This is a genomic window from Nocardioides sp. ChNu-153, from assembly GCF_030466625.1.
In the GTDB taxonomy this organism is placed as follows: Bacteria; Actinomycetota; Actinomycetes; order Propionibacteriales; family Nocardioidaceae; genus Nocardioides.
Genome location: NZ_JADEVT010000010.1, coordinates 20,941 through 46,428 on the forward strand (window position 1 = coordinate 20,941; position 25,488 = coordinate 46,428).

Genomic DNA, 25,488 nt, shown 5'->3' on the forward strand with positions numbered 1-25,488 from the left:
TGCCAGAGTAGATCGCGGAGTGACGCTGCCCCCGGGATCCCTGACGTCCGGGAGCCTGCGGCCTCCGCCGGGAGCCGCCCTGCTGAACCCCAGAGAGCAGGGCGGCTCCTCCTGCCCCGGCCCGGGTCGCTGGCAGGATGGCGCGGTGGCCACGACGCAGCACTGCCCGAGTCCTCGCGTGCTCGACGACCTGGAGCTCCGGGCTTGGGGTGTCCTCCCCGGGCCCGTCGATGCCGGCGAGTTCGACCTGCCGTCGGGTCTCGCAGCCGACGAGCCCGACCTGCTCGAGCTGGTCGATCCCGAAGGTCTCCCTCTCGCTCGCCTGCACGCTCGCGACGCGGGTGGCTGGACCGTGGAGCCGCTGGCACGCCCCGCCCACGGCCCGTTCCGGCGCCTGCGCCTGAGCCCCGACGAGGTGCGCGAGCAGCACCCCGGGGCCGTCCGTGTGCCGGTCGAGTCGCCGTTGTCGCCCGCCCAGCGCGCCGAGCTGGCCGCCGCGGACGGGGAGGTGCTGCTGCTCGTCCTCGCTGGCGACGGCTGGCCCCGCGGGACGAGCCCGCTGGGCCTGGTGCGGTCGACCCTGGCGGCGGTCCGCAGCCTGTCCTCGGTGCACGTGGTGGTGGTGCCGCTGGCCCGGACCGGCGACGTCGCCGTCGACGCGGAGCGTCGGGAGCGGGTCGTGGCCGCGTACGCCGGTGACGCGCCGGTGGTCGAGCTGGGTGACGGGGGAGGGCAGAGCAGCACCGCGGCGGCGGAGCGGGCCGCCGGTCTGGTGGTCTTCTTCACCGGGTTGTCGGGCAGCGGCAAGTCGACGGTCGCGCGGGCGCTCGTCGACCACCTGCTGGAGACGACGGAGCGCACGGTCACGAGCCTCGACGGTGACGTCGTGCGGAGGAACCTGTCGGCCGGACTGACGTTCTCCCGCGAGGACCGGGAGACGAACATCCGCCGGATCGGGTGGGTCGCGGCGGAGATCGCCCGGCACGGCGGGGTGGCGGTCTGCAGCCCGATCGCGCCGTACGACGCCACTCGCCGCGACGTGCGCCGCCTGGTTGCCGACGCGGGAGGCCGCTTCGTGCTGGTGCACGTCGCGACCCCCGTGGAGGAGTGCGAGCGGCGCGACCGCAAGGGTCTCTACGCCAAGGCCCGCGCGGGCGAGATCCCCGACTTCACCGGCATCTCGGCGCCGTACGAGGTGCCGGAGGACGCGGACGTCGTCGTCGACACGACGGGCCTGACCGTCGAGGAGGCGCTGGCGCCGGTCCTCGCCGCCATCGCGCCTGGGGTCGAGGTCGGCGGCGAACCGGTGGTCGAGGTAGGTCGCGAACCGGTGGTTGAGGTGGGTCGCGAGCCGCTGGTTGAGGTGGGCGCGCTAGCGCCCCTCGAAACCACGGCCGAGGTGGGCGCGCCAGCGCCCCTCGAAACCCCGCTCAAGGTCCTCGTCGTCTGCACCGCGAACATCTGCCGCTCGCCGTACATGGAGCTCGCACTCCAGGCGGCGGCGGGCGACGCCGTCGTCGTCGCGGGGGCGGGAACGCACGGCTACGCCGACCACCCGATGGACGAGCACATGGCCGCGGAGGCCCGCGCTCGTGGGCTCGACCCGGCGCAGTTCCGCAGCCGGCCGCTCACCCGCGCCCTGATCGACGACGCCGACCTGGTGCTGACGGCGGAGAGTCGTCACCGGTCTTTGATCCTCGACGAGAGCCCGGGGGCGTTCCGCAAGGTCTTCACTCTGGGGCAGTTCGCGCGCGGGGTCGAGGGTCTGGAGGGCCCGGTCGACGCCCGGGCGGCCGTGGCCCACGTCGGGGCCAATCGACCGAGCGCCGAGGGCCTCGACATCGCCGACCCTTTCCGCCGGGGCCCAGTGGCGGCTGCCGAGTGCGCGGCGCTCATCGACGGTCTCGTAGAGAAGATCGCGGACCACCTGGCGCGACCGTGACCCGCGCCGGCGACCCGGGCGGCCCTGGGGGACACTCGTTGAGTGAACGCGACCCGGGCTTGTCCTGTCTGCAAGGCGCTGACGCTCCATCTGGACTGGGACGTGGAGCGCCGGCCGTCCCATCTCCGCAGTGTCCAGTGCGAGAACGCGTGCGAGCTCAGCGGGGACCAGGTCGAGGAGCAGCGCTCCCGGCCGGTGATCTGATGGCCCCCGTCTCGCCGGCGGGACAAGCCAAGGGGTCGGCCGACCGAGGGTCCTGCCGAGTACGCTGCCCTAGGGTTGCGCCGTGCGCGTAGCGGTGTTCGGGGACTCGATCGCCAACGGCCTCGGAGTCCGCGGACCGCGTTACGCGGATCTCGTGACCGAGGCGTTGGGGGCGGAACTGCTCGACTTCACCGCGTCCGCCCAGACCGTGGCCGTCTCGGAGGCCCGGCTGCGCGCGTCCGGGGTCGACGGCATCGACCTGGCAATCATCGCGCACGGGACGACGGAGGCCATTCTTCGACCCTCCCAGCGAACGTTGCGGTGCGTGCCGGCCAGGTGGCGGCGAACCGGTTGGCTCGACCCGCGGCCATACTTCTCGACGAGTCGGCACAGGCGCTTGGCCCAACGCCTCGAGTCTGAGGCTCGTTGGCGGGTCAAGGTCGGCCTGCTCAAGTGGGGAACTGCTGAGCAGTTGCTGGCACTGCCCGCGTTCGTCGATCACATGGTCGGCCTGCAGGATGCGCTCCGGGCTCGCGGTGCCCACGTCGTGATACTTGGGCCGACCGACCTGGACGACCGCTACTTCCCGGGCTCGAGCGCTGCTCTTCGCGAGTACGCGAGCGGCTCCCGTTCCGTTGCCCGGAGCTACGTGCCCATGAACGGCGCGCTCCAGAGGTGGGACCACTACTGCCTCGACCACTTCCATCCCAACGAGGCAGGCCACCGGGCAATGGCAGAACGCATCACGGCTGCGCTCCCGTGACCGGGTGACGTCGGACGGCCTGAGCCGAAGCCCGGCCCCGATCGCGGTCAGGACGGGCGGGAGGCGCGCTGAGCACCCAGCCCCAGGCGAGCGCGACGGCTAGCCCCGACGTGGTGGCGAACGTCGAGCCGGCGACGGTGAAGGCCATGGAGAAGAGCACGGCCAGGCTGAGGTCGTTCCCGGGGAGCTTCCAGTCCGCCGCCACGGCGCGCTTCGCCGTGATCGCGGCGACCACCAGCATCGCCAGGAGTGCAAGGGGGCCGGCAGCCACGAGCAGGTCGATGTAGAGGTTGTCCGCCCGTTGAACGGAGGCACTGAATCCGGTTCCCAATGGTTGGCGCAGGGCTGGCCCGACCCCGTCGAGCAGCCGGAGGCGAGCCTCGAGCGACTGGTCGCCGCCCAGATCGGTGTAGCGCTCGACGGTGAAGACGTTGGTCTCGGCTGAGCTCGCGATGACGCGTGTCCCGACGGCGTACAGCACCGCGCTGGCGCCGACGGCAACGGTGACCAACGCGAGTGACCTTGTCTTGACCGCGGCGACCAGCAAGACGAGTGCCATCGACAACAGGCCGGTGCGCACGCCCGTGAGGAAGAAGGCAGGCGCAGCGACCGCCAGCGCCGTAACCCGCAGCGCCAGTTGTCGCCGAGCCGCACCACGTACAACGCCCTGGGCGACCACGCACATGAGCGCGCCGAGGACGAGTGCGTACGGACCTGGTGATTCCAGCGACCCGAACACCCTGACCTGGCCGGGCACTGGCGCACCGATCGAGCTGAGGTTGGAGGCGACCATCCAGGCCCGGTCCCACGAGGGCAGGAACTGGAATTGGACCAGCCCGTAGCCAGCGATGGCCAGCGTCGCCCAGGGCGCAGCTCGAGAGACCGCCTCCGATGCGTTGGGCAGCAGACCCGAGGCAGCCGTCGCCATCGCCAGGAAGCAGGTCGAGTAGACGATGGCCACGTAGAGCGCTTCCACCGAACGCTCGGAAAGCGCCCAAGAAATTAGCGGCAGGAACACGAGTGCCGCTAGCGCAAGACCAAGGACCGGGTCGGTTCTGCGCAAGGCCACGCCGCGGTCGCGCCCCACGCTCCACATGAGTGCGAGCGCCAGTAGAGCGATGGGCAACAGCAACAGCGGGTCCGTCTCGGTCCGGCCACCTGACGTGACACGCCGCACGAGACCCAGGGACACGACGCAGGCAAGCAGGATGACCAACGCTGTTCGTGCTCGAACGAGCAAACCCGCCAGGAGCAGGACGACGGCCAGCGCTAGCCGCGGCTCGACAGCGACCAGCACCCCTAGCGACGCGCACAGGAACATCGCCAGGGCCATCAAGAGGCCGCTACCCACACCGCGCATGAAGACTCCCAGCTGTCTGTCAGGTGGCAGCCTAGGGGAGAGGTGCAGTCGGCGCAGGCCGCCCGCTTCGGTCACCCTCGGCTGCTGTCCGTGCTCCCTCGCCATGGCGACTGCCGGAGCGTCGGCACCCGGCGCCGGGCGGGGTCTATCAAACAGGTGGGCCGTTCGGGGCGGACTCGCAACTCTGCGAGGGCGGCGCCGCTAGACCTGGGGTAGCGCCCGGCCGCGACTGAGCGGCTGGTCTCGTGACGACAGGGCGGGCCCAAGTGGCCGCGGCGGTTCTGCCTACTGCGGCATCACCCCTCGCCCGACCAGTCCCTGCCTCTCGGACGTCATGTGCCCGGAGCGCCCGGTAGCCTGCCGCCCATGAAGATCGCCGTCGCCGGCATGGGCTATGTCGGGCTGTCGAACGCCGTCGTCCTCGCGCAGCACCACGAGGTGGTCGCGGTCGACGTCGACCAGAGCCGCGTGGACCTGCTCAACCAGCGGCAGTCGCCGATCGAGGACGCCGAACTGGAAAAGTACCTGGCCTCCATCCCCCTGAACCTCTCGGCGACCCTCGACAAGGCGGCGGCGTACTCGGACGCCCGCTTCGTCATCGTCGCGACGCCGACGGACTACGACGAGCGCACGAACTACTTCAACACCAGCACGGTGGAGAGCGTCATCGCCGACGTGCTGGCGGTGAACACCGACGCGACGATCATCGTGAAGTCGACGGTGCCGGTCGGCTTCACCCGCCGCGTGCGGGAGGAGAACGCGGGCGCATCGATCATCTTCTCGCCCGAGTTCCTCCGCGAGGGCCGGGCGCTCTACGACAACCTGCACCCCTCGCGCATCGTCGTCGGCGACACCTCCGAGCGGGCGCGCGAGTTCGCGGCGCTGCTCGTCGAGGGCGCGATCGACAAGGACGTGCCCACGCTCTTCACCGACCCCACCGAGGCCGAGGCGATCAAGCTCTTCGCCAACACCTACCTCGCGCTGCGGGTGGCGTACTTCAACGAGCTCGACACCTACGCCGCGGTGCACGGGCTCGACTCGGCGCAGATCATCGAGGGCGTCGGGCTCGACCCGCGCATCGGGTCGCACTACAACAACCCCTCCTTCGGGTACGGCGGGTACTGCCTGCCGAAGGACACCCGCCAGCTGCAGGCGAACTACCAGGACGTGCCGCAGAACCTCATCAGCGCCATCGTCGAGGCCAACACGACGCGCAAGGACTTCATCGCCGACGACGTGCTGCGCCGCGGGCCCCGCACGGTCGGCATCTACCGCCTCATCATGAAGGCGGGCTCGGACAACTTCCGGGCGTCGAGCATCCAGGGCGTCATGAAGCGCATCAAGGCGAAGGGCATCGAGGTCGTCGTCTACGAGCCCGCGCTCGACACGGAGGAGTTCTTCCACTCGGAGGTCATCACCGACCTCGACGAGTTCAAGAAGCGCTCCGACGTCATCATCGCGAACCGGCGTACCGACGTGCTGGCGGACGTCGCCGAGAAGGTCTACACGCGCGACATCTACGGCCGCGACTGATCGGCCCCGCAGCCCGGCGCTGATCGGGCCGCTGGTTGAGGTGGCCGCCCCAGCGGCCCGAGCCGGTGGTTGAGGTGGCCGCCCCAGCGGCCCTCGAAACCACTCGGCGCCCACGGACTGATACGTGGCCGGGTGCTGAGACGGCCGTCCGTACTCTCATCGGGTGTCCGCGTCGCATCCCGACTACCGCCTGAGCCAGCTGGACCAGCTGGAGGCCGAGTCGATCCACGTCTTCCGCGAGGTCGCGGCCGAGTTCGAGAAGCCGGTGCTGATGTTCTCCGGCGGCAAGGACTCGATCGTCATGCTCCGCCTGGCCGAGAAGGCGTTCTTCCCCGCGAAGATCCCCTTCCCCGTGCTGCAGGTGGACACGGGCTACGACTTCCCCGAGGTGCTCGAGTGCCGCGACGAGTGGGTCGCCCGCCTCGGTCTGCGGCTGGTCGTCGCCAGCGTGGAGGAGGCGATCGCCTCCGGTGTCGTCGTCGACGACGGGCGCACGACCCGCAACCGCATGCAGATCGGCACCCTGCTGCACGCCATCGAGGAGGAGGGCTTCACCGCCGCCTTCGGTGGCGGTCGCCGCGACGAGGAGAAGGCCCGCGCCAAGGAGCGCGTCTACTCTCACCGCGACGAGTTCGGCCAGTGGGACCCGAAGAACCAGCGCCCCGAGCTGTGGAGCCTCTACAACGGCCGCATCCACTCGGGCGAGCACATGCGGATCTTCCCGCTGAGCAACTGGACCGAGCTCGACATCTGGCACTACATCGACCGGGAGCAGATCTTCATCCCGTCGATCTACTTCAGCCACCAGCGCCGCGTCTTCGAGCGCGACGGCATGCTGCTGACCGAGAGCGAGCACAACCCGCTGCGTGCCGGCGAGACCGCCGAGGAGCGCACCGTCCGGTTCCGCACCGTCGGCGACCTGACCCTCACCGGCTGCGTCGAGTCGACCGCGTCGACCACGACCGAGATCATCGACGAGATCGCCGTGGCCCGCCTCACCGAGCGTGGCGCCACCCGTGGCGACGACCGGTTCTCCGAGGCCGCCATGGAGGACCGCAAGAAGGAGGGCTACTTCTGATGGACCTGCTTCGCTTCGCCACCGCCGGCTCGGTCGACGACGGCAAGTCGACCCTCATCGGGCGGCTGCTGCTCGACTCCAAGGCGATCTTCGAGGACCAGCTCGCGGCCGTCGAGGCCACCAGCCAGTCGAAGGGCTACGACTACACCGACCTGGCCCTGCTGACCGACGGCCTGCGCTCCGAGCGCGAGCAGGGCATCACGATCGACGTCGCCTACCGCTACTTCGCCACCCCGAGCCGCAAGTTCATCATCGCGGACACCCCGGGACACGTGCAGTACACGCGGAACATGGTCACGGGCGCCTCGACCGCCGACCTCGGTCTCGTGCTCGTCGACGCCCGCCACGGGCTGTCCGAGCAGTCGCGGCGCCACGCCGTGCTGCTGTCGCTGCTGCGGGTGCCGCACCTCGTGCTCGCGGTCAACAAGATGGACCTCGTCGACTACTCGCAGGAGCGGTTCGACGAGATCAAGCGCGAGTTCAGCGCCTTCGCGACGAAGCTGACCATCCCCGACCTCGCGGTCATCCCGATCTCGGCGCTCAAGGGCGACAACGTCGTCACGCGCTCCGAGGCCATGCCGTGGTACGACGGCTCGTCCCTGCTGCACCACCTCGAGAACGTGCACGTCGCCTCCGACCGGGACCTGCGCGACGCGCGATTCCCGGTGCAGTACGTCGTGCGCCCCAAGTCCGACGACCACCACGACTACCGCGGGTACGCCGGACAGGTCGCCGGCGGCGTCTTCAAGCCCGGCGACGAGGTCGTCGTGCTCCCGTCGGGCATGACGGCCAAGATCGCCGGCATCGACCTGTTCGACCGCGAGGTCGACGAGGCGTTCCCGCCCATGTCGGTCACCATCCGCCTCGACGACGAGCTCGACGTGTCGCGCGGCGACCTCATCGCGCGGCCCAACAACCAGCCGCAGGTGACGCAGGACATCGACGCCATGGTCGCGTGGATGAGCACGACCCCGCTGCGCCCGCGCCAGCGGCTCCTGGTCAAGCACACGACGCGCACGGTCAAGGCCCTGGTGAAGGAGCTCGACTACAGGCTCGACGTGAACACCCTGCACCGCGACCAGGAGACCGGCGAGCTCGGCGTCAACGAGATCGGCCGGGTGCGCCTGCGCACCCAGCAGCCGCTGCTCGTCGACCCCTACTCGCGCAACCGCACCACCGGCGCGTTCATCCTCATCGACGAGGCGACGGGTGTGACGGTGGGCGCGGGAATGATCAACGACTAGGTCGTTGGTGGGCAGTGGTGTTGGTCCCACTCTCGACAAAGCGCCGTGAGCCCCCCTCGTGCCTTGGTACGTTCAACCGGTGAGCCCAGGGAGTGATGTCGCGAGGCCGTTGAGGGTTCTGCTTGTCACTCCCGATTTCCCTCCGGCGCACGGCGGCATCCAGCGGCTGCTCTACGAGATCACGTCACACATGCCATCGGCCGAGGTCCGGGTCGTGACTCTGTCGACCGAGGGAGCGGCCGAGTTCGACCGCTCGAGCAGAACTCCGACGCGACGTCTGCCGGCGGTCGGTCGGCGTCCGCTGGTCCGGAACGCCATGTTGAACGTGTCTCTGGCGTTCTTCCGCAGTTCGTGGCGCCCAGACGTGATCTTGAACGGTCACGTCGTAACCGCGCCTGCCGCCGTTGTCCTGGCTCGCCGGTTCAAGGTCCGCCAAGTGCTCTACACGTACGGCAAAGAGGTAGAGGGCAGGCCACGGACGGCCCGCTGGGCGATGCGCCGTGCTCACGCCGGGGTCACAGTTGCTGCCTACACCCGCGGCGCAATGGAACGTGTGGCCGGCGGACTTCTACCTCTCGAGGTGCGGGTGGTCCATCCGGGTACCAAGCCTCCATCAGAGCTGCCGTCCACCAGGGCTCAGCGACCTACGGTGCTGACCACCGCTCGCCTGAGGGACTGGTACAAGGGCCACGACGTCATGGTGCACGCCATGGAGAAGGTCGTGCGACGGGTGCCGGACGCGCGCTGGGTCGTCATCGGCGATGGGAGGCTCCGACCCGAGCTGGAGCAGCGTTGCGCCGATCGGGGCCTCGCGGAGGCGGTCACTTTCCTGGGTTCGGTCGACGACGCTACGCGTGATCATTGGCTCGGTCAGGCTCACGTGTTCGCGATGCCAGCCCGTTACCCGGAGGGCGAGGTCGGCGGAGAAGGCTTCCCGGTGGTCTACCTCGAGGCAGCGGCATGGGGGCTGCCGACCTTGGCCGGAAATGTCGGAGGGCCGGCAGAAGCGGTCTTGGATCGGCAAACGGGGCTGCTCGTCAACCCCGAGTCCGCTGACGAGGTGGCCGACGCTCTCTCGGCCTTGTTGCTGGATCCGTCTCTTGCTGCAACTTACGGAGTGGCAGCCAGGAACCGTGTGCTCGAGGAGTTCACGTGGGAATCAGTGGCAGCTCAGCTTGAGAGCCTTCTGCGGGACGTCGCCGGAGTAGAAGAGTGAGCCGGCCGATCGAACGTGCCCTCGTCATCGGCTCGTCCGGCTTCCTTGGTAGTTGGATAGCTCACGAGCTCGCTCGCGAGGGTGTGGAGGTCGTCGGGACGTCACGCGGAGGCGGTGGTCCCGTCATGCCCACACTGCAGGCGCCGGCACGCTGTCACGCGATCGACCAGGCCGATGGGCGCATGGAGGGTCTGCTGAAAGACGTGGACACGGTGTTCTTCGCCGCTGGGGTTGCATCCGTCCCACGCTCGATCGAAGACCCGGTCTCCGATCTGCTGGCCAACACGCACTCGGTGCTGCGCCTACTCGATCTCAGTCGTCGGTTGGATCGTCCGCCCGCGTTCGTGTTCTGTTCGTCGGCCGCGGTATATGGAACTGCGTTATCGCTGCCAATGCGGGAGGACCACCCCAAGAGGCCTGTCTCGCCCTACGGAGTTTCCAAGCTCGCGGCTGAGGAGTACGTCGCGCTGTACGCGCGGGAATTCGGAGTCCCGGCGGCGTCGACACGGCCTTTCTCAGTCTATGGTCCCGGTCAGCGTAAACAGGTGGTCTACGACTTGGCGCGACGGATCGGTGCCGACGCGACTTCGCTCGAGGTCGCGGGCGACGCCGATGTCTCGCGCGACTTTGTCTACGTCACGGACGCGGCGCGAGCGGTCATCTCGGTGGCCAAGCGGGCGCCCCTCAAGGGGGAGGCGTTCAATGTCGCCTCCGGGCTGGAAACAACGCTGTCCGCCCTCGTGTCTGCTCTGGTGGACGCGGCGGGCAGCACGATCCAAGTTCGCTTCACCGGCGAAGTGCGCGAGGGTGACCCGATCCGTTGGTGCGCCGACATCGCCGCTCTGAGAGCTCTCGGCCATGTTCCTGAAGTCCCGTTCGCAGACGGGATCCGAAGAACCTACGATTGGGTGGCGCAGCAGAATGATCTCTCGGCCTGAGGCGGGCAACTAGGTGGCTATTCTGAAGGCGCGACCGCGGGGCTATCAACCGACGTCGCGCCAGTACCGGTTGCCGCGACGTCCCACGACTTCGTTCGACGTACTTCGTTCTGGTATCAAGCGGCGTCTTGCTGACGGTCCCCTTGGTCGAGTTGCGCGAATGGCGGTCGAACGCAACATTCATGTAGTCGGACACCACGGCCCGGATTGCGAGATCCATCCGTCGGCCAGCGTTCAGAACGCTCACATCAACGCCACAAGTGGCGTTGTGAAAATCGGAGCACTTGCAATGTTGGCTCCGGGCGTGACGCTCGTGGCTGGTACCCACGACATGTCCAGGACGGGGGACGAGCGTCGCAAGGCCATCCCCGACGCGGGGTACGACATCACGGTGGGCCCCGGCGCATTCCTAGGCGCGAACTGCACGGTCATCGGACCTTGCAAGATCGGACCGGACGCGGTGGTCGCGGCCGGGGCGGTCGTCGTTAGTGATGTCGCCCCCGGCGCCCTCGTGGCTGGCGTTCCAGCCCGACATGTCAAGTTCGTGGTCTAGGCCGATAGGCGGTGACGTCGAGCGGCCCCTGGCGTCGACGCCGGCGTATGCCAGCGTTGGAAGCCCTGCGGGGGTCTGGAATAGCCCGCGCTGCATTCGGCCTCACAGGCGTGCAGCTGGTCGTAATGCTGTTGTCGTTCGCGACGGGACCGATCCAAGCGCGCGAGCTGGGTCCCGAGCTGCGGGGGCAGCTAGCAACGGTTCTTATCGTGGGTCAGATCGGCGCGTTTCTGTCCGACTTCGGCGCCCTCGGGTGGATTACGCGGCAGGTCGCACACGGGGAGCGGGCAGGCTCCGTTCTCCGATCGGCCGCGCCTCTCCTGCTCGCTGCTTGGCTGGTAGCCGTTGCACTCGCGTTCCCTATCGCCACCATGGTGGGCGGGAGCGACGAGTCATTGCTCTTCTGGCTGTTGCTGTTCCAGATCCTCCTGCTTCCTTTCAGTTCCTTGGTGCAGGCTGCGAGCGGAGTGGCGCTGGGTAGCGCCAACTGGCGGTTCATCGCCTTCGTTCGTCTCACCGGCGCCGTGGTGCCGTTCATCGGTCTTGTGGTCCTGTTGCTCGTTGACGAGGTTACGCTCCTTTCGACGGTGGTCTGTTATTACTTGGCGGCTGTGGCGGCTGGGGTCATCGCGCTGGGTGTTTGGTGGCGCTCGCGCCCGATTGCGACGGACGTTTCGGCCGTCAGGGATGCGTGGCGGTTCGGTCGGGGCGCTTGGTTGAGCACCCTGTTGAACGTGAGTAATCTTCGCGCGGACGGACTCATGGTCGCGGCAGTCCTCGACTTCCGGTCATTGGGAATTTATGCGGTGGCGGCCACCTTGGCCGCGTTGCCCGGAGTGGTGCCGGCGGCGGTAACGCAGGCGACTGCCCGCGCACTCTCGCTCGACAACCTGCGTGAGTTCGCAGCGGCAACCGTCGGAGCGGTTCTTGCCCTCGCTGCGATCGCGGCGTCTGCGATTGCCCTGACGGCGCCGGTTCTGGTGCCACTTCTGTTCGGCGACGAGTTTGACGAAGCTGTGCCAGTAGTGTGGTTCCTATTGACAGGGACCGTTCTCGGCGCCGCTGCGCAGACCCTCGGCAACGCCATCACGCTGGCAGCCAAGCCCGCCGTAGTCGCGTGGGCCCAAGGTGCGGGTGTCGTGACGATGCTGCTCGGGATGGCGGTCTTGGGGCCCCGTTTTGGCATTCTTGGCGTCGCCGCGGCGAGTGCCTCGGGTTATGGGGCGAGCTTCGCGCTGCTTCTAACCTATGCCCGAGTTAATTCGGGCATCCCGGTTCGGCGTTGGCTGCTGCTCTCGCCGCGGTCGGTCCAGTTGATATACAAGCGCCGAAAGGTCCAAGCTGAGCAATGACCGTAAAATGTTCTGTAATTGTCGGAACCTTCCGTGGCGGATACTTGCGCGCGACGCTAAAGAGTATTCTCGCGCAGTCTGAACCATCATTTGAAATCCTCTTGATGGACGATGCCAATAGTCCGGATGTTGCCGAATTGGCAGCAAGCCTTGGAGACAGCCGGATCAAGTACCACGGAAACCCAACGACGTTAGGGCCAGCGCTGAATCACGCTCGCGGCATCTCCCTGGCCTGCGGCAAGTACGTAGCGATCGTCAACCATGACGACCTGTGGGAGCCTGAGACCCTGGATACGTTGCTGAGCGGGCTTGAGCGGCACCCAGACTGCGTTGCAGCATTCTCTCGGCCCCGCGTGACCACGGCTGACGGGCGCTTCGACGAGAGCCGGACCTCTCATGCTTGGACTACGTGGGACCTCACTGACGTGCCTGCCGGGAGAATCGGAAACTGGGCACGAGACGTGCGGAGCACCAGGTTGGCATTCCCGTCCGTGGTGTGTGCCCTGATGAGGACGCCCGAGCTGCAAGCCGTGAAGATTCCAGCCGCCGTGGGCGGTTCATACGACTTCTGGATCGGCTACCAACTGAGTCGCACCCACCCGGTTCTCCACCTCGACGAGGCCGTTGGCTACTGGCGAGAGCATCCTGACAACCTGACGCGCGTGCGGTCGGCCAAGCGATCCTTCGAGATGGCCTACATCTACTCTCACGTCGCTCTCGATCGTGCCCTGCCGCCGAAGCGGCGGCTGTACGGTGCCGCGCGGCTCCCCCGCGCCTACGCGGTGACTGCCGCCGATTACGTTCGGGGGGCGCGTCAGGGGCGCTGAGTGGGCCTGAAGAGCGCCACGGCGAACGGTACCTATCGGGCAGCGCGAAGGGCCTCCTGGTAGATGCTGAGCAGGCGTTCAGGGGAGCCGTCGGCTGCCATGTCGGACACGAGGCGTCCGCCAGCTTCGCGCTCGGGCCGCGACTTGACCGGCCCGCGTGCGACCGCCCGGCCGAGGGACGCCCCGAACGCTTCGTCCTCCACCACGTCGAGCGGGACCCCGGGCTCTGCGCGTGACTGCAGGTACTGGGAGCCCGGGTTGCTGCTGGCCACCACGCGCAGGCCGTGGTCGATGCCCTCGAGGACCGGGATCCCGAAGCCCTCGTACTCCGAGGGCGAGGCGAGGACCCACGCCGAGCCGAGCACGTCGGCGACCTGGCTGTCGGCGAGCCCGGCCCGGTGCTCGACCCACGGCGACCAGCTGGCGGCGTCGTCGGCCGGTCCGATGACGACGAGGCGGACCCGGTCGTCCTCTGCGCGCAGTGCCTCGACGGCCTCTTGCACCATCCAGCCCCGTTTGCGGCCCCGGAAGCTGCCGATGAAGACCACGACGGGCTCTGCTCCCTTGGTGCCGCCGGTCGTGCGCTGCTGCCGGAGGTACGGCGGGAAGACGTGCTGGCAGCGGAACATCTCGAGCGACTCGGGAGCAATGCCCAGGCGCAGCTGCGCCCGCTTCGCAGACCAGAGCTCGGCCCCCGCCAGCACCACGTGGTTGGCCTTGCGCAGACCCGTGGACGACTTCGCCTCTCCCCACGACGTGCCGTAGAACGAGCGCACGATGGGCGCCGAGGTGCGCAGGAGGAAGTCGTCCCCATGGGCGTGCACCACGTCGGGCCGGGTGGCGGGCAGGGCGCGTGCCGCCCGCCAGGCCGAGGTGTAGTAGCGCTCGACCCGCGAGCCGGCCGGCGGGATCGTGACGAGCTCGACCCCCGGGACCGGCGCGGCCCCGGCGTAGGTGATGACGGTGAGGTCGACGAGCTCCTGCACCCGCGCCGCCAGGCGGGCGGCGTACCGGCCCACACCGCCCGAGTGATGGCCCTCGCGGGGCCACTCCAGGCTCACCCACGTGACGCGCATCTTGGTCATCGGTCCATCTCCTCGGTCCACTGGTGCCACTCGGTCACGGCGGGCAGGCGCCGCCCGCGGGCGATGGCACGGATGAAGCCGGCCCGGGCTGGGGTCGTCACCCCGATCGCGTACCTGCCCGTGGTGCGGTGCCCTGCTGCGACCAGCTCTCGGCGGGCGCCCGGTCCCAGAGCCGCGGTGCTCGTCAGTGCCTCCCGCAGCGCGTCGACGTCGCCGCACGGCACGAGGAAGCCGTTCACCCCGTCCTGCACCACCTCAGCCGGACCGCCCGGTCGAGAAGCGATCACGACACAGCCCGCGTCCATGCCCTCCAGGACTACCGAGCCGAAGGGTTCGGGCAGGACCGAGGTGTGGGCGAGCATGTCCATCTCCTCGAGCAAGAACCGGGGGTCGTCGACGTGGCCGTGGAACACCACACGGTCGTCGACACCGAGCTCGGCCACTGTCTCGCGCAGGACCGACTCGTAGTCGTGCTCGCCGAAGAGCGCTCCGCCGATGAGGTGGAGCCGCGTGGACGACGGCAGCGCGGCGGACGCGAAGGCGCGCACCGCCTCGAGCTGGCCCTTCCAGGGGCTGAGCCGACCCAGCACGGCGATGTTTCGAACCTGCTCGCCGACCGGACGCGCGACGCGGCGCAGGCGGGCACCGGGAGGGCAGATCAGGACCGGAGTGCGCCCGGCGGTCAACGACGCCAGGGTCGCGCGGCTGTTCACGATGATCCCGTCGACCAGGCTCGGCAGGACGCGCGAGAAGAACGGTGCTGCCGGACCGAGGTAGTCACGGCCGACCCGGTCGTGGACGCTCCACACCAGGGGCGTGCCGGAGAACGCCGTCGCGATGCGGGCGTACACCACGGCCTTCAAGCTGCCGGCAACCACGACGTCGGGGCGGCTGCCGCGGAGCTCGCGTCGTAGCCTCACGGCGTACCGCAACAGGGCCAGCAGCGCCGCTGCCTTGGCGCGTGCACCGGCGTCCCGCCGGGTCGCCCGCGAGGCCTCTGAGAGGGGTCGCACGTGCACGCGCACGCCGAGCCGGCGGTAGGTGTCCACCACCGGGCCGTCGGCGGCCAGGTGGACCTCGACGGTCGAGTGAGTCGGCCAGACCGATAGCGCCCGGCCCAGCGCGAGCTCGGCTCCCGAGGGAGCCGCCGAGTGGATGAGGTACGCGACGCGGGTCACGACATGGCCGAGAGGGAGGCCGCCCACGCGTCGGCCAGGCTCTGGTCGAGAGTCAGTTTTGGTCGCCAGCCGGTGAGGCGCGAGAGCCTGGCGTTGGAACCGGCGATCACGGACGGCTCGGCCGGGCGCAGGAGGGAGGCATCGACAGTGACCCCGTCGATGGGGACCTCTGCGATCTGGGCCAACGAGCTGAGGATCCTCGTCCCCTCGACCGCTCGCCCAGTACAGACATTGACGAGTTCACCTGGCGCGAGCCCGTCGGCGTTGAGCAGCGCGACGTAGGCGTCGGCCACGTCCCGGACGTCGGTGTAGTCCCGCTGCGAGGTCAGGTCGCCGAACGCTGGGGGTACACCAGTTCGCTGGGCCGCCTTCAGCCCGGCGATGATGTCCGGAACCAGGAACCCGGGGCCTTGACCGGGCCCGATGTGGTTGAACGGCCGCGCGACCGTGGCGGCCAGGCCGCGGCGGGCGTAGTAGAACGCCTGATGCTCGACGGCGAGCTTGCTGACCGCATAGGGCGATGTCGGCGCCGTACGGCCCGCCTCGGTGATAGGCAGGTCCTGGGCGGAGTCGTAGACGGCCCCGGAACTGACCACCACGACGCGAGCTGGCGAGTTGGCGGCCAACAACGGCTCGCAGACATTGGTCATCATCGCCGTGTTCGACGTCAGATAGTGCTGAGGATGGTCGAACGACGGTCCCACGGCCGAGAGGCCAGCGAGGTGCACGACGCCGGACGCGTGAATCACGGGCAACGGGTCACTGGCCAGGTCGACCGCCACATGGTCGACAAGCAAGCCAGCTATGTCGTCACCCGGTCTGGCGTCCCGGGACACCCCCACGACGCGACGCCCCGAGGCGACGAGCGATAGCACCAGGTGGCGGCCGACGAACCCGTTCACCCCGGTGACGACGACCGGCTCGGACATCAGGCGTTCGGGTCCGTCACCTTGAGGTCGTGCTGGACCATCCGGTGCACCAGGCCGGCGAAGTCCACGTCGCGCTTCCAGCCCAGCACGCGCTCGGCCTTCGCGGGGTCGCCGAGCAGGATGTCCACCTCCGCGGGCCGCATGAACTGCGGGTCCTGCTTGACGTAGGGCCGCCAGTCGTCGATGCCGATCTCGGCGAACGCCAGTGCCAGGAACTCCTCGATCGAGTGTGTCTCGCCGGTGGCCAGCACGAAATCGTCGGGCTCGTCGTGCTGCAGCATCTGCCACATCCCGCGGACGTAGTCGCCGGCGTAGCCCCAGTCGCGCTTGGGCCACAGGTCGCCGAGCACGATGTGGGGCTGCAAGCCGTGGTGGATGCGGGCCACGGCATCACTGATCTTGCGGGTGACGAACTCGAGACCACGACGCTCGCCCTCGTGGTTGAAGAGGATTCCCGTGGAGACGAACATGCCGTAGGACTCGCGGTAGTTCTTGGCGATCCAGTGGGCGTAGAGCTTCGCCACGCCGTACGGGCTGCGGGGGTGGAAGAGAGAGTCCTCGTTGTAGCCGGCTCCGGGCCGGTTGTAGTCGAGGCCGCCGAACATCTCGGAGGTCGACGCCTGGTAGAAGCGCACCTCGTCGGCGCGCCCGGAGGAACGGATCGCCTCCAGCAGGTTGAGCACGCCCTTGCCCGTGATGTCGGCAGTCAGCTGCGGGTTGCGGAAGGAGTAGCCGACGTGGCTGATGGCCCCCAGGTTGTAGACCTCGTCAGCCTCCGAGGTGCGGACGGCGGCGAGCAGTGACGTGGGGTCGGTGAGGTCTGCCTCGACCAGGTTCACGAAGGGGAACTCCGCCACGAAGGCCTCGCGGCGGGCGTTCCGCTGCCCGCGGATGAGTCCGTAGATCTCGTACCCCTTGGCGTTCAGGAGCTCCGAGAGGTGCTGCCCGTCCTGTCCGGTGATGCCGGTGATGAGGGCGCGCTTGGGGCTGGTCACTGTTCCTCCTGCTGGAGCTGCGGGTCGATGAGGGAGGCGACCTCGTCGCGCAGACGCGCGACGAACGCACTCTCGGTGAAGCGGCTGGCGTGCGCCGAGACGGCGCGCTCGTCCCAGACCGAGTCGAGGAGTCGGCGGACGCCGCCCGCGATCGAACCAGGGGTGGGGGAGTCGAAGAAGACCGACGTGACGCCGTCCTCCATCGTGTCGAGAAACCCCCCAGCCGCGAGCACGACGCTGGGCTTGCCGAACAGGGCCGCCTCGAGCGGGGTCAGGCCGTAGTCCTCGTGACTCGCAGCGACGAGTCCACGAGAACGCTCGTAGACGGTGCGCATCTGGCCGTCGGTGAGGTCGCGGAGGAAGGTGACGTTGTCCGGCGCATCTCGGCGGAGGGCGTCCCACTCCGGTCCCCGGCCGACGACGACGAGCCGGTGGTCCGGCAGCTGCACGAAGGCGCGGGTCACCTTGTCGACGTTCTTGTACGGCAGCAGTCGCGACACGCACAGCAGGTAGCCGCCGTCTCGCACCACGGGCTCGTCGAGCGGTTCTGCCGCCACCGCCCGCAGGCGGTCGCTCAGCGGTGCCGGCAGGATGGCCGACTCGATGTCGTACGTGGCGCGGATGCGCTCCTGCACGATGGTCGAGATCGCCAGGTAGCGGTCGGCTCGTGAGGCCGCCCGTCGGTCCCAGCGGCGCAGCGGCCCGCTGAGCGCCTTGAGCCCGGCTCGTTGCAGGCGGCCGGCGTTGCCAGAGAGGTACACGTCGGGTTGGTAGAGCCATCGCGCCGGGGAGTAGCAGTAGACGAGCGTCTTGTGGCTGCCGCCGAACCCGTGCGCCCACCCGCTGCTGCTGGCGATGACGACGTCGGCATTGACGGAGATCGACGAGGCTGCGGCGGGGAGGAGCGGGAGCGCCTTGCGGTGGTCCTTCCGCAGCGGTCCGACCCGGTTCAGGCGCGACGGGCGTACGTCGAGGTCACGGAACTCCGGGAAGGTGCCGTCCGCGTCGTACAGCGTCGTGTAGATGGGCGCGTCGGGGAAGCCCTTCGCGAGGGCAAGGACGACGCGCTCCGCGCCGCCGCGCTGGGTCAGGTAGTCGTGCGCGATCGCGATGCGAGGGGCGCTGCTGCCCGCGCCCTGTGTCCTCATCGCGTTCGTCCACCCCGTTCTCCGGCCATCTGTGGTTGCGGCTCCCGATGACCCTAGACGGGCGCGGGGGCCGTTGTCGCAGGATCCCGTCAAGGTCGGCGCGGGTTCCGTCACACGCCCGGTGCGTTCGGGAACCGGGGCTCAGGTCGAGAGCCCGTTGCCCCCACGAGCCTGGGAGGCCAGCAGGTCGCGGATCTCCGTGAGCAGGGCGACGTCCTCCGGCGTACCGGGCTCGCCCTCCGGGTCGGGGAAGAACCGCTCCTTCGCCTTCGTGTAGGGAAGCACGACGCCGAAGTAGACGACGGCGGAGACGATGAGGAACGAGATGACGGCGGTCAGCCAGGCGCCGACCGAGACGCCTCCCGGCTGGTAGGTGGAGAAGTCGGGCTGCCCGCCCACCTTGCCGATCAGGTCCATCAAGATCGCCACGGTGGCGGTCACGACCGTCGTGAACGCAGCGCCCACGACGAAGGCCACTGCCAGCTCGATCAGGTTGCCGCGCAGGATGAATGCCTTGAATCCGCTCACCGGTTGCTCCTCGTCCCGAGGCCCCGCAGGTCGCGGGGCTACCGGGCGGCCACGCTAGACCGGAAGGCGATGGTCAGGAAGTCCTGCGCGCCGGCGCGGGCGATGTCGAGCGCGTCACCCGGGTCGGCGGCGAAGACGACCAGTCGACCGCTGACCAGCTCTCCACCGGGATCGTCGACGGGCTGCGGGAGGGCGGAGACGCGGACGTTGCGGGCAACGGTGGTCGTCGTGCCGTCCTCAGCGGCCGTGGCGACGAGGTCGACGACGTCCCCGACCCGCAGCAGCGCGGCCATCGCAGGGTCGGGGAGACGGACGGGCACCGCCACCTCGCCGGACCCGGTCGCGAAGGTCGTCGCCGAGGAAAGGCGGGTCTCGGTGACGGCCTCGCCCTCCCCGATCGGACTCGCCGTCGCGCGACCGACGAGGTCGTCCAGGGCCGGGCTGGAGGGTGGCGCGGCCTCGACCGGGAGCGTCACGGTCGTCAGGTCCGCCGCGGTCAGCGAGACGCCGGCCGCGACCGGACGGGCCGCGACGACCACCTGCGTGGTGGGTCGGCCTGGGGCCGCGAACGCCTGCACGCAGGCGAGGACGGCGACCCCGAGGAGCATCGCGCCCAGTGCGCGACGGTGGCGGGCGAAGACGCGGCGCGGGCCGCGCGTCAGGGTCGCGCCGCGCGAGCGCGCGGCCGTCGTCGGTGGGGTGGCGAGAGGCATGCGACGACGCTAGGCCGGATCGAGGCGCGGCGTCGGCGGGCTTCCACAGGTGGTTTCGAGGGCCGCTGGCGCGGCCACCTCGATCACCGGGTGCTGGCGCGGCCACCTCAACCACCGCGTGTCGGCGCGGCCAGCTCAACCGGATGCTGGCGCGGCCGCGCCGGACGACCGCCCAGGATCAGGCGGAGGTGCTGGCGGCGCTAGAGCTGCTGGGCGTCTTCTTCTCGGTCGAGGTCGACGTGCTCGACGACTTGTCGCCCGACGACGAGGAGCCGGCGTCGCTCGAGGACTTGGTCGTCGACGAGGTGTCCGAGCTCGAGGCACCCGTGCGGCTGTCGGTGCGGTAGAAGCCCGACCCCTTGAAGACGACGCCGACGGCGTTGAACAGCTTCCGCAGCCGGCCGTGGCACTCCGGGCACTCGGTCAGGGCGTCGTCGCTGAAGCTCTGGACCTGCTCGAAGGCGTGACCGCACTCGGTGCAGGCGTACTGGTACGTGGGCACGTGGACCTCCGGAGACGTGTGCTGGCCGAGAGACTGGCACTCGGCGGGCTCGACTGCCAATTGTAGGTCGTGTCACCGGTAGTGCTTCATCCGGCCAAGCGGTGGATCGTGCTCACTGAACGGCCCATCCCCCCACCCTCCGTACGCTGACCCGATGACCTGGGTACGCCGCAGCTGCGTGCTGGCGTTCCTCGTCGGTGCGACGGCCTGGATGCTGTCGTCCATCACGAACGACCACCAGCCGGTGAAGATCCTCGTCGCGTTCAGCGACACCCACGGGATCGTCGCGAGCGACGTGCCGCGGCTGCTGGCGTGGGCGGTGCTCGTCGGGCTCGGCGTGCGCGCCCTGCGCTGAGACCGCCGAGGGGGTGGAACCGCACGACCCCGCCACGCAGGGCGTGACGGGGTCGCAGTGCGGGCGGAGCCCGCCGGTCTCAGTTGACGGTGGCGCAGACGGCCTGCACGACGAGGTCGTCGGCGACGTCGGAGGGGTTGGAGGCGTAGGCGGAGACGCTGGAGCCGTCCGGGTTGACGAGGAACTGCACGGCCTCGTCGCTGGTCGACCAGTAGGCGGCGCCGCTGAGCGCGGCGGTGCCCTCGGGGCAGTAGACCTCGCCGTACGCGTCGGACTCGAGCGCGCCGACGCTGACGAGCTCCTCCACGACCTCGTAGCCGTTGACGCCGATGAACGTCTTCTTGGTCGCGCCGTTGATCTGCGCTCCGAAGATGCTGGCGCGACCGAGGTCGGCGCCGGAGAGCGAGCCGTTCTTGACGTCCTTCGTCGTGATGGTCTCGTCGGCGATCTGCGCGCCGGTGATGAGCGTGGCGGCGAAGGCGCCGGTCGTGGCGCTGGCCGCGATCACGGCGGTGCAGACGAGGGCGGCGGGAGCGAGGCGACGGGCGGTCGACGTGGCTCGGGGGGCGGTGGAACGGCGGGAGAGCAGGGTCATGAGCGGAACGTACGGCGGCCGCTCGGGCGGCGCTCGCGGACGCCGGAACACGGCTCCGTGGGCTAGACCTGTGGTCGTGAGAACAGGCGGCGCGGAAGTGAACCCCGTTCTACTCAAGCGTCTCTAGGTTGACTCCTCAACAATCGCGCAAGCCGGCCGATGAGGGCCCTGCAACGTGGGACTGTCGGATGTCCGGATCGGGCCGGACGAGGTGAGGGGAGGCAGGGCGATGACGACGCAGACGTCCGTCGCCCCCCTGACGACGCCCGTGTGGCAGGCCCGTCGACCGCGACGCCTGTCGGGGCCCGCCGGCGCGGTCGACGCTGTCGCCTGGCTGCTCGCCGCCGTCGTCACGATCGGCACCGCCGTCGGGCGCGGCATCGTCGGCTCCGACGTGTACGGCGTGAACCCGGTGTGGTCCTCCGTCGGCGTCGGCACCGCCGCGTTCGTGCTCGCCCCCCGCTGGGGCAAGGTGCTCGTGGGCCTCGCGCTGCCGGCGTACATGGTCGTCAGTGCCGCCCTCGTGGGGTCGCCGCTCGAGGCCGCCGTGATCGTGGCGGTCGGCGGGACCGCGGCGTCGGCGGCCGCCGCCCTCGTGCTCGTGCGCTCCGGGGTGCGCTCGATCGACTCGATGGGCGCGTTCGGCTTCCTCGCCCTCGCCGCCGCCCTGGGGGCCGCCTGCGTCGGGGTGGGCGGGCTGCTGCTGAGCGGCGCCGAGGGGGCCGACGGGCCCACCGCCGGGGTTGCGGCCCTGGCCAACGCGACGGCGATCCTCGTGTGGTGCCCGGTGCTGCTCCAGCGGCCGCAGCGCACCTACGACCGCTACTCGGCCCGCGAGCTCGCGCTGCAGGTCGCCACGATGCTGGCGCTCTGCGCGCTCCTCGTGCTCGTCGGCGGGTTCGTCACGGCGGTCGCGAGCACCGCGGTGTTCGTCGCCCTCAGCTGGGCCGGCCTCCAGTTCGGCGTGCGGGTCACGGCCATCGAGCTCGTCGTGCTCTCCGCGATCGGCGTGCTCGTGTGGCTCGTGGGCGCCCCCCTCCACGTGCCGATGACCGGCATCCACGAGGGGCCGCTCGCGAACGTGGAGCGGTCGTGGTCGATCGGCGTCTTCGTCGGTACGGCGGCCCTGTGGGCCCTGCCGCTGGCCATCGTGGGCGACCAGCGCCGCGACGCCGAGCGGCGCGTCGTACGGGAGCTGCGGGCCATGGAGGTCGCCCGCGCCCGGTTCGTCGCCACCGCCAGCCACGAGCTGCGGACCCCCGTCACCAACGCCCTCGGGCGTCTCGACCTCCTGCAGGAGGGCGTCTTCGGGCCGCTGACCGACGAGCAGCAGGGCGTGGTCGAGACCACCGCTCGCAACGTCGAGCGTCTCGCCGACCTGGTCGAGAGCCTCGTGCTGCTCACCCAGGTCGACGGGCCCGCGACCTGCCCGCCGCGTGCGGTGCGGCTCGACGAGGTCGTGCGTCACTGCGTGACCGTCGAGCGCGAGCGCGCCGGCGCGTCCTGCGCCGGCCTGAGCATCGACGTGCGGCTCGGGGAGGTCGTCGTCACCGGCGACGAGGCCCTCCTCACCAGCGCCGTGCGCCACCTCGTGCGCAACGCCCTGACGTTCGGCGAGCACCGCGTGTGCGTCCAGGTCGGCCGCGTGCGGGGCACCGACGGCGCGTTCGAGGCGGTCGTCACCGTCGAGAACGACGGCGTCCCCATCCTCGGGCAGGAGCGCGACTCGCTCTTCGAGAGCTTCTACCGCGGCGGGTACGCCGAGAAGTGGGCCATCCAGGGCAGCGGCGTCGGCCTGGCCATCGTGCGCGCCGCCGCCGAGCGCCACGGCGGCAGCGCCCGCGTCGTCTCCGCCGAGGGCGACGGCGCGAAGTTCGAGATCCGCGTGCCCTGCGGCGGGTGACGTCGCCCGACGTGGGGCTGACCGACGTCACTAGGCTCGGCTCATGTCCTCCTCCGGTGTTCCCGGTCTCCCCGGCCCCTCCGTGTCGCCACTGGACCGAGCGATCGACTACTACGACGACCGGGTGGGTCTCAGGGAGTCCCTCGAGGACGATGCAGCCCGCCGGCGGTGGGACCTCGGGGCCGTCGCCGTGATCCACGGCCTGATCGGCAACGGCGGCCTCGTGGGCGCGATCGAGAACTGCGTCGAGACCGATGTCGAGTACGTGACCGACGGCATCGTCGCGCTCCGGTCGCTCGGTCTCGACCAGGTCGCGGACCTGGTCGACAGGGCGTTCGTCGAGTACCGACGGATGCGCCCGAACAGTTGCAGCGACGACCTGTCGCCTGCCGACGACGCGCTGTGGGAAGAGCTCGACGAGGCGTACTGGGCGGTGTCCGACGACGTCGAGCACGCCATCAGCGCCCGGGCGTCGGCCCTGCCCGACTGACGCGCGGCCCGGGACAGGGCCCTCAGCCCGTGATCGCCCCGTCGACGGGCACGTCGTGGGGCTCGGTCGGCACGTCGATGCCGACCTCGTCGGGGTGCAGCAGCACGTACGTCGGCACGGGGGAGCGGAGCGCGGCGAGCGCCCGGTCGTAGGCGCCGCCGCCGCGGCCCAGGCGCGCGCCGTCCGCGGAGCAGGCGAGACCGGGCAGCAGTACGACGTCGGCGTCCCCGAGCGCGTCGACCGCGTCGGCCGTCCCGGCAGCGCCCTCTGGAGCCCGCGGCTCGAGGAGGCCGCGCGAGGACGTGACGAGGGCGTCGCGCCCGTCGTACCGGCCCCAGTCCAGCGACCAGTCGGGCCGCAGCACCGGCAGCAGCACCCGCACGCCGCCCGCGCGCAGCGCGTCGAGGAGCGGGAGGGTCGCGGGCTCCGTGCCCACCCCGACGTACGCCGCCACGCACCGCGCGCCGGCGACCACCGGGTGGGCGAGGGCCGCCGTGGCGAGGCGCTCGCCGTACGCCGCCACCTCGGCCGGCGTGCGCGCGGCGCGGCGCGCGAGGATCTCGGCGCGGAGCGCACGTTTCGCCCGCCCGGGATGTTCTTCTGCCGGAGGTTGTGTGGCGGCCACCGGTTGAGCCTACGATCGCCGCCATGGGTTCCCCCGGGCTGCACCAGGCGGCCGAGAAGATGCGCGAGGCCGGGATCGACGAGACCGCGGTGGAGGTGTTCGCGCACTACTACCGGCTCCTCGAGCACGGCGAGACCGGCATGATCGCGGAGGACACCATCGACCCGCTCGACATGCCGTCGCTGGCCGACGTCGAGGTCGACGAGGCCGCCGCGGCCGACGCGCTGCAGAAGACCGCCGTCATCAAGCTCAACGGCGGGCTCGGCACGTCGATGGGCATGGACCGGGCGAAGTCGCTGCTGTGCGTGCGGCGCGGGCTGTCGTTCCTCGACATCATCGCCCGCCAGGTGCTGCACCTGCGCGAGCGCTACTCCGCGCCGCTGCCGCTCATCCTCATGAACAGCTTCCGCACCTCCTCCGACACCCTCGCGGCGCTCGCGCGCTACGAGGACCTGCCGGTGGAGGGCCTGCCGCTGGAGTTCCTGCAGAACAAGGAGCCCAAGCTGCGGGAGAAGGACCTGACGCCCGTCGAGTTCGCGGCCGACCCCACGCTCGAGTGGTGCCCGCCCGGCCACGGCGACATCTACACGGCGCTGCTCGGCACCGGCCTGCTCGACCAGCTGATCGAGGCCGGCTACCGCTACGTGTTCGTGTCGAACTCCGACAACCTCGGCGCCGTGCCCACGCCCGAGGTGGCCGGCTGGTTCGCGACCTCCGGCGCGCCGTTCGCGATCGAGGCCGTGCGCCGCACGCCGTCGGACCGCAAGGGCGGCCACTTCGCCCGCCGCAAGAGCGACGGCCGCATCATCCTGCGCGAGTCGGCGCAGACGCGCGACGAGGACAAGGGCGCCCTCGCCGACCTCGACCGCCACAAGTACACGTCGACCAACAACCTGTGGTTCGACCTCGCCGCGATGAAGCAGGCGCTCACCGAGCGCGAGGGCATCCTCGGCCTCCCGCTCATCCGCAACGTCAAGACGGTCGACCCGTCCGACTCCAGCACCGAGAAGGTCGTGCAGATCGAGACCGCCATGGGCGCGGCCATCGAGGTCTTCGACGGCGCGCAGACCATCGAGGTCGGCCGCGACCGCTTCATCCCGGTCAAGACGACGAACGACCTGCTGGTGCTGCGCAGCGACATCTACGCCATCGGCCCCGACTTCACGCTCGACCAGGTCGCCGCCGACGTGCCGTTCATCGACCTCGACGGCGAGCACTACAAGCTGGTCGGCGACTTCGACCGCCGCTTCCCCGAGGGCGCCCCGTCGCTCAAGGAGGCCGCGGCCCTGCGCGTGCGCGGCGACTGGACCTTCGGCCGCGACGTGAAGGTGCGGGGCGAGGTCACCCTCGAGGAGGCTCCTTCGGCGCAGCGCCTCGAGCCGGGTACCGTGCTGGGAGGCTGAGCCCGCGGCGAGCGCGGCGCGGGCTGCCC

25 protein-coding genes are annotated in these 25,488 nt (G+C 70.0%); 14 read left to right on the forward strand and 11 right to left on the reverse strand.

Annotation, left to right across the window (positions count from 1 at the left end; genetic code table 11):
* The first annotated feature begins 145 nt into the window (after positions 1-145).
* Positions 146-1,942: an adenylyl-sulfate kinase gene (cysC, locus tag INN71_RS12970; protein WP_277497839.1), complete on the forward strand. Its 1,797-nt coding sequence runs from the start codon at positions 146-148 to the stop codon at positions 1,940-1,942.
* A gap of 286 nt (positions 1,943-2,228) precedes the next feature.
* Positions 2,229-2,909, forward strand: coding sequence for a GDSL-type esterase/lipase family protein (locus INN71_RS12975; protein ID WP_277497841.1), 681 nt, complete (start codon positions 2,229-2,231; stop codon positions 2,907-2,909).
* Here INN71_RS12975 and INN71_RS12980 read toward each other — a convergent pair.
* Complete coding sequence (locus INN71_RS12980) at positions 2,890-4,242, reverse strand: hypothetical protein (RefSeq protein WP_277497842.1); 1,353 nt, start codon at positions 4,240-4,242, stop codon at positions 2,890-2,892. The two genes, INN71_RS12975 and INN71_RS12980, sit on opposite strands and share 20 nt — an antisense overlap.
* Positions 4,243-4,635: 393 nt before the next feature.
* Between INN71_RS12980 and INN71_RS12985 the strand changes: the two genes are divergently transcribed.
* From INN71_RS12985 to INN71_RS13020, 8 genes are all read left to right on the forward strand, one after another.
* Positions 4,636-5,802, forward strand: a complete 1,167-nt coding sequence (locus tag INN71_RS12985) for a nucleotide sugar dehydrogenase (protein WP_277497844.1) — start codon at positions 4,636-4,638, stop codon at positions 5,800-5,802.
* A gap of 163 nt (positions 5,803-5,965) precedes the next feature.
* A complete protein-coding gene (gene cysD, locus INN71_RS12990; RefSeq protein WP_277497846.1) occupies positions 5,966-6,880 on the forward strand; it encodes a sulfate adenylyltransferase subunit CysD in 915 nt (304 codons plus the stop codon).
* Positions 6,880-8,124 carry a sulfate adenylyltransferase subunit 1 gene (locus INN71_RS12995; RefSeq protein WP_277497847.1) on the forward strand — a complete coding sequence of 415 codons (1,245 nt, stop codon included), beginning with the start codon at positions 6,880-6,882 and terminating at the stop codon, positions 8,122-8,124. The genes cysD and INN71_RS12995 overlap by 1 nt, the downstream gene beginning before the upstream one ends.
* Positions 8,125-8,203: 79 nt before the next feature.
* Entirely contained in the window at positions 8,204-9,340 is a 1,137-nt protein-coding gene (locus tag INN71_RS13000; protein ID WP_277497848.1) for a glycosyltransferase family 4 protein, read from the forward strand.
* On the forward strand, positions 9,337-10,278 hold the full coding sequence (locus INN71_RS13005; protein ID WP_277497849.1) for an NAD(P)-dependent oxidoreductase: 942 nt from the start codon (positions 9,337-9,339) through the stop codon (positions 10,276-10,278). The genes INN71_RS13000 and INN71_RS13005 overlap by 4 nt, the downstream gene beginning before the upstream one ends.
* 331 nt (positions 10,279-10,609) lie before the next feature.
* The gene (locus INN71_RS13010) at positions 10,610-10,831 is read left to right on the forward strand and encodes a hypothetical protein (protein WP_277498015.1); all 222 of its coding nucleotides are present in this window, start codon (positions 10,610-10,612) and stop codon (positions 10,829-10,831) included.
* A 47-nt stretch (positions 10,832-10,878) separates the two neighbouring features.
* The gene (locus tag INN71_RS13015) at positions 10,879-12,183 is read left to right on the forward strand and encodes a lipopolysaccharide biosynthesis protein (RefSeq protein WP_277498017.1); all 1,305 of its coding nucleotides are present in this window, start codon (positions 10,879-10,881) and stop codon (positions 12,181-12,183) included.
* Positions 12,180-13,010 carry a glycosyltransferase family 2 protein gene (locus tag INN71_RS13020; protein WP_277497850.1) on the forward strand — a complete coding sequence of 277 codons (831 nt, stop codon included), beginning with the start codon at positions 12,180-12,182 and terminating at the stop codon, positions 13,008-13,010. The genes INN71_RS13015 and INN71_RS13020 overlap by 4 nt, the downstream gene beginning before the upstream one ends.
* A gap of 32 nt (positions 13,011-13,042) precedes the next feature.
* Here INN71_RS13020 and INN71_RS13025 read toward each other — a convergent pair whose 3' ends face one another.
* From INN71_RS13025 to INN71_RS13060, 8 genes are all read right to left on the reverse strand, one after another.
* Positions 13,043-14,095 (reverse strand): glycosyltransferase family 4 protein, encoded by a 1,053-nt coding sequence (locus tag INN71_RS13025; protein ID WP_277497851.1) that lies wholly within the window; start codon positions 14,093-14,095, stop codon positions 13,043-13,045.
* Positions 14,092-15,273 carry a glycosyltransferase family 4 protein gene (locus INN71_RS13030; RefSeq protein WP_277497852.1) on the reverse strand — a complete coding sequence of 394 codons (1,182 nt, stop codon included), beginning with the start codon at positions 15,271-15,273 and terminating at the stop codon, positions 14,092-14,094. The genes INN71_RS13025 and INN71_RS13030 overlap by 4 nt, the downstream gene beginning before the upstream one ends.
* On the reverse strand, positions 15,270-16,202 hold the full coding sequence (locus tag INN71_RS13035) for an NAD(P)-dependent oxidoreductase (protein WP_277497853.1): 933 nt from the start codon (positions 16,200-16,202) through the stop codon (positions 15,270-15,272). Before INN71_RS13035 ends, INN71_RS13030 begins: the two co-directional genes overlap by 4 nt.
* A complete protein-coding gene (locus INN71_RS13040; RefSeq protein ID WP_277497854.1) occupies positions 16,202-17,197 on the reverse strand; it encodes a GDP-mannose 4,6-dehydratase in 996 nt (331 codons plus the stop codon). The genes INN71_RS13035 and INN71_RS13040 overlap by 1 nt, the downstream gene beginning before the upstream one ends.
* Entirely contained in the window at positions 17,194-18,345 is a 1,152-nt protein-coding gene (locus INN71_RS13045) for a glycosyltransferase (RefSeq protein WP_277497855.1), read from the reverse strand. Before INN71_RS13045 ends, INN71_RS13040 begins: the two co-directional genes overlap by 4 nt.
* A 141-nt stretch (positions 18,346-18,486) precedes the next feature.
* Positions 18,487-18,873 (reverse strand): MscL family protein, encoded by a 387-nt coding sequence (locus INN71_RS13050; protein ID WP_277497857.1) that lies wholly within the window; start codon positions 18,871-18,873, stop codon positions 18,487-18,489.
* Between the two features lie 38 nt (positions 18,874-18,911).
* Positions 18,912-19,586 (reverse strand): SAF domain-containing protein, encoded by a 675-nt coding sequence (locus tag INN71_RS13055; RefSeq protein WP_277497859.1) that lies wholly within the window; start codon positions 19,584-19,586, stop codon positions 18,912-18,914.
* Positions 19,587-19,764: 178 nt separating this feature from the next.
* Positions 19,765-20,088, reverse strand: a complete 324-nt coding sequence (locus INN71_RS13060; protein ID WP_277497862.1) for an FmdB family zinc ribbon protein — start codon at positions 20,086-20,088, stop codon at positions 19,765-19,767.
* Between the two features lie 154 nt (positions 20,089-20,242).
* On the opposite strand from INN71_RS13060, the gene INN71_RS13065 reads away from it, so the two are divergent.
* The gene (locus INN71_RS13065; protein WP_277497864.1) at positions 20,243-20,443 is read left to right on the forward strand and encodes a hypothetical protein; all 201 of its coding nucleotides are present in this window, start codon (positions 20,243-20,245) and stop codon (positions 20,441-20,443) included.
* 79 nt (positions 20,444-20,522) lie between these two features.
* Here the strand turns inward: INN71_RS13065 and INN71_RS13070 are convergent, their stop codons facing one another.
* Positions 20,523-21,038, reverse strand: coding sequence for a hypothetical protein (locus INN71_RS13070; protein ID WP_277497867.1), 516 nt, complete (start codon positions 21,036-21,038; stop codon positions 20,523-20,525).
* A 229-nt stretch (positions 21,039-21,267) separates the two neighbouring features.
* Between INN71_RS13070 and INN71_RS13075 the strand changes: the two genes are divergently transcribed.
* Positions 21,268-22,941: a HAMP domain-containing sensor histidine kinase gene (locus INN71_RS13075; RefSeq protein WP_277497868.1), complete on the forward strand. Its 1,674-nt coding sequence runs from the start codon at positions 21,268-21,270 to the stop codon at positions 22,939-22,941.
* A gap of 43 nt (positions 22,942-22,984) precedes the next feature.
* Positions 22,985-23,431, forward strand: a complete 447-nt coding sequence (locus tag INN71_RS13080; protein ID WP_277497870.1) for a hypothetical protein — start codon at positions 22,985-22,987, stop codon at positions 23,429-23,431.
* Positions 23,432-23,453: 22 nt separating this feature from the next.
* On the opposite strand, the gene INN71_RS13085 is transcribed toward INN71_RS13080, so the two are convergent.
* Complete coding sequence (locus INN71_RS13085) at positions 23,454-24,056, reverse strand: 5-formyltetrahydrofolate cyclo-ligase (protein WP_277497872.1); 603 nt, start codon at positions 24,054-24,056, stop codon at positions 23,454-23,456.
* 23 nt (positions 24,057-24,079) lie between these two features.
* Here INN71_RS13085 and INN71_RS13090 point away from each other — a divergent pair, with 23 nt between their 5' ends.
* Entirely contained in the window at positions 24,080-25,459 is a 1,380-nt protein-coding gene (locus INN71_RS13090) for a UTP--glucose-1-phosphate uridylyltransferase (protein WP_277497874.1), read from the forward strand.
* Positions 25,460-25,488: the final 29 nt, after the last annotated feature.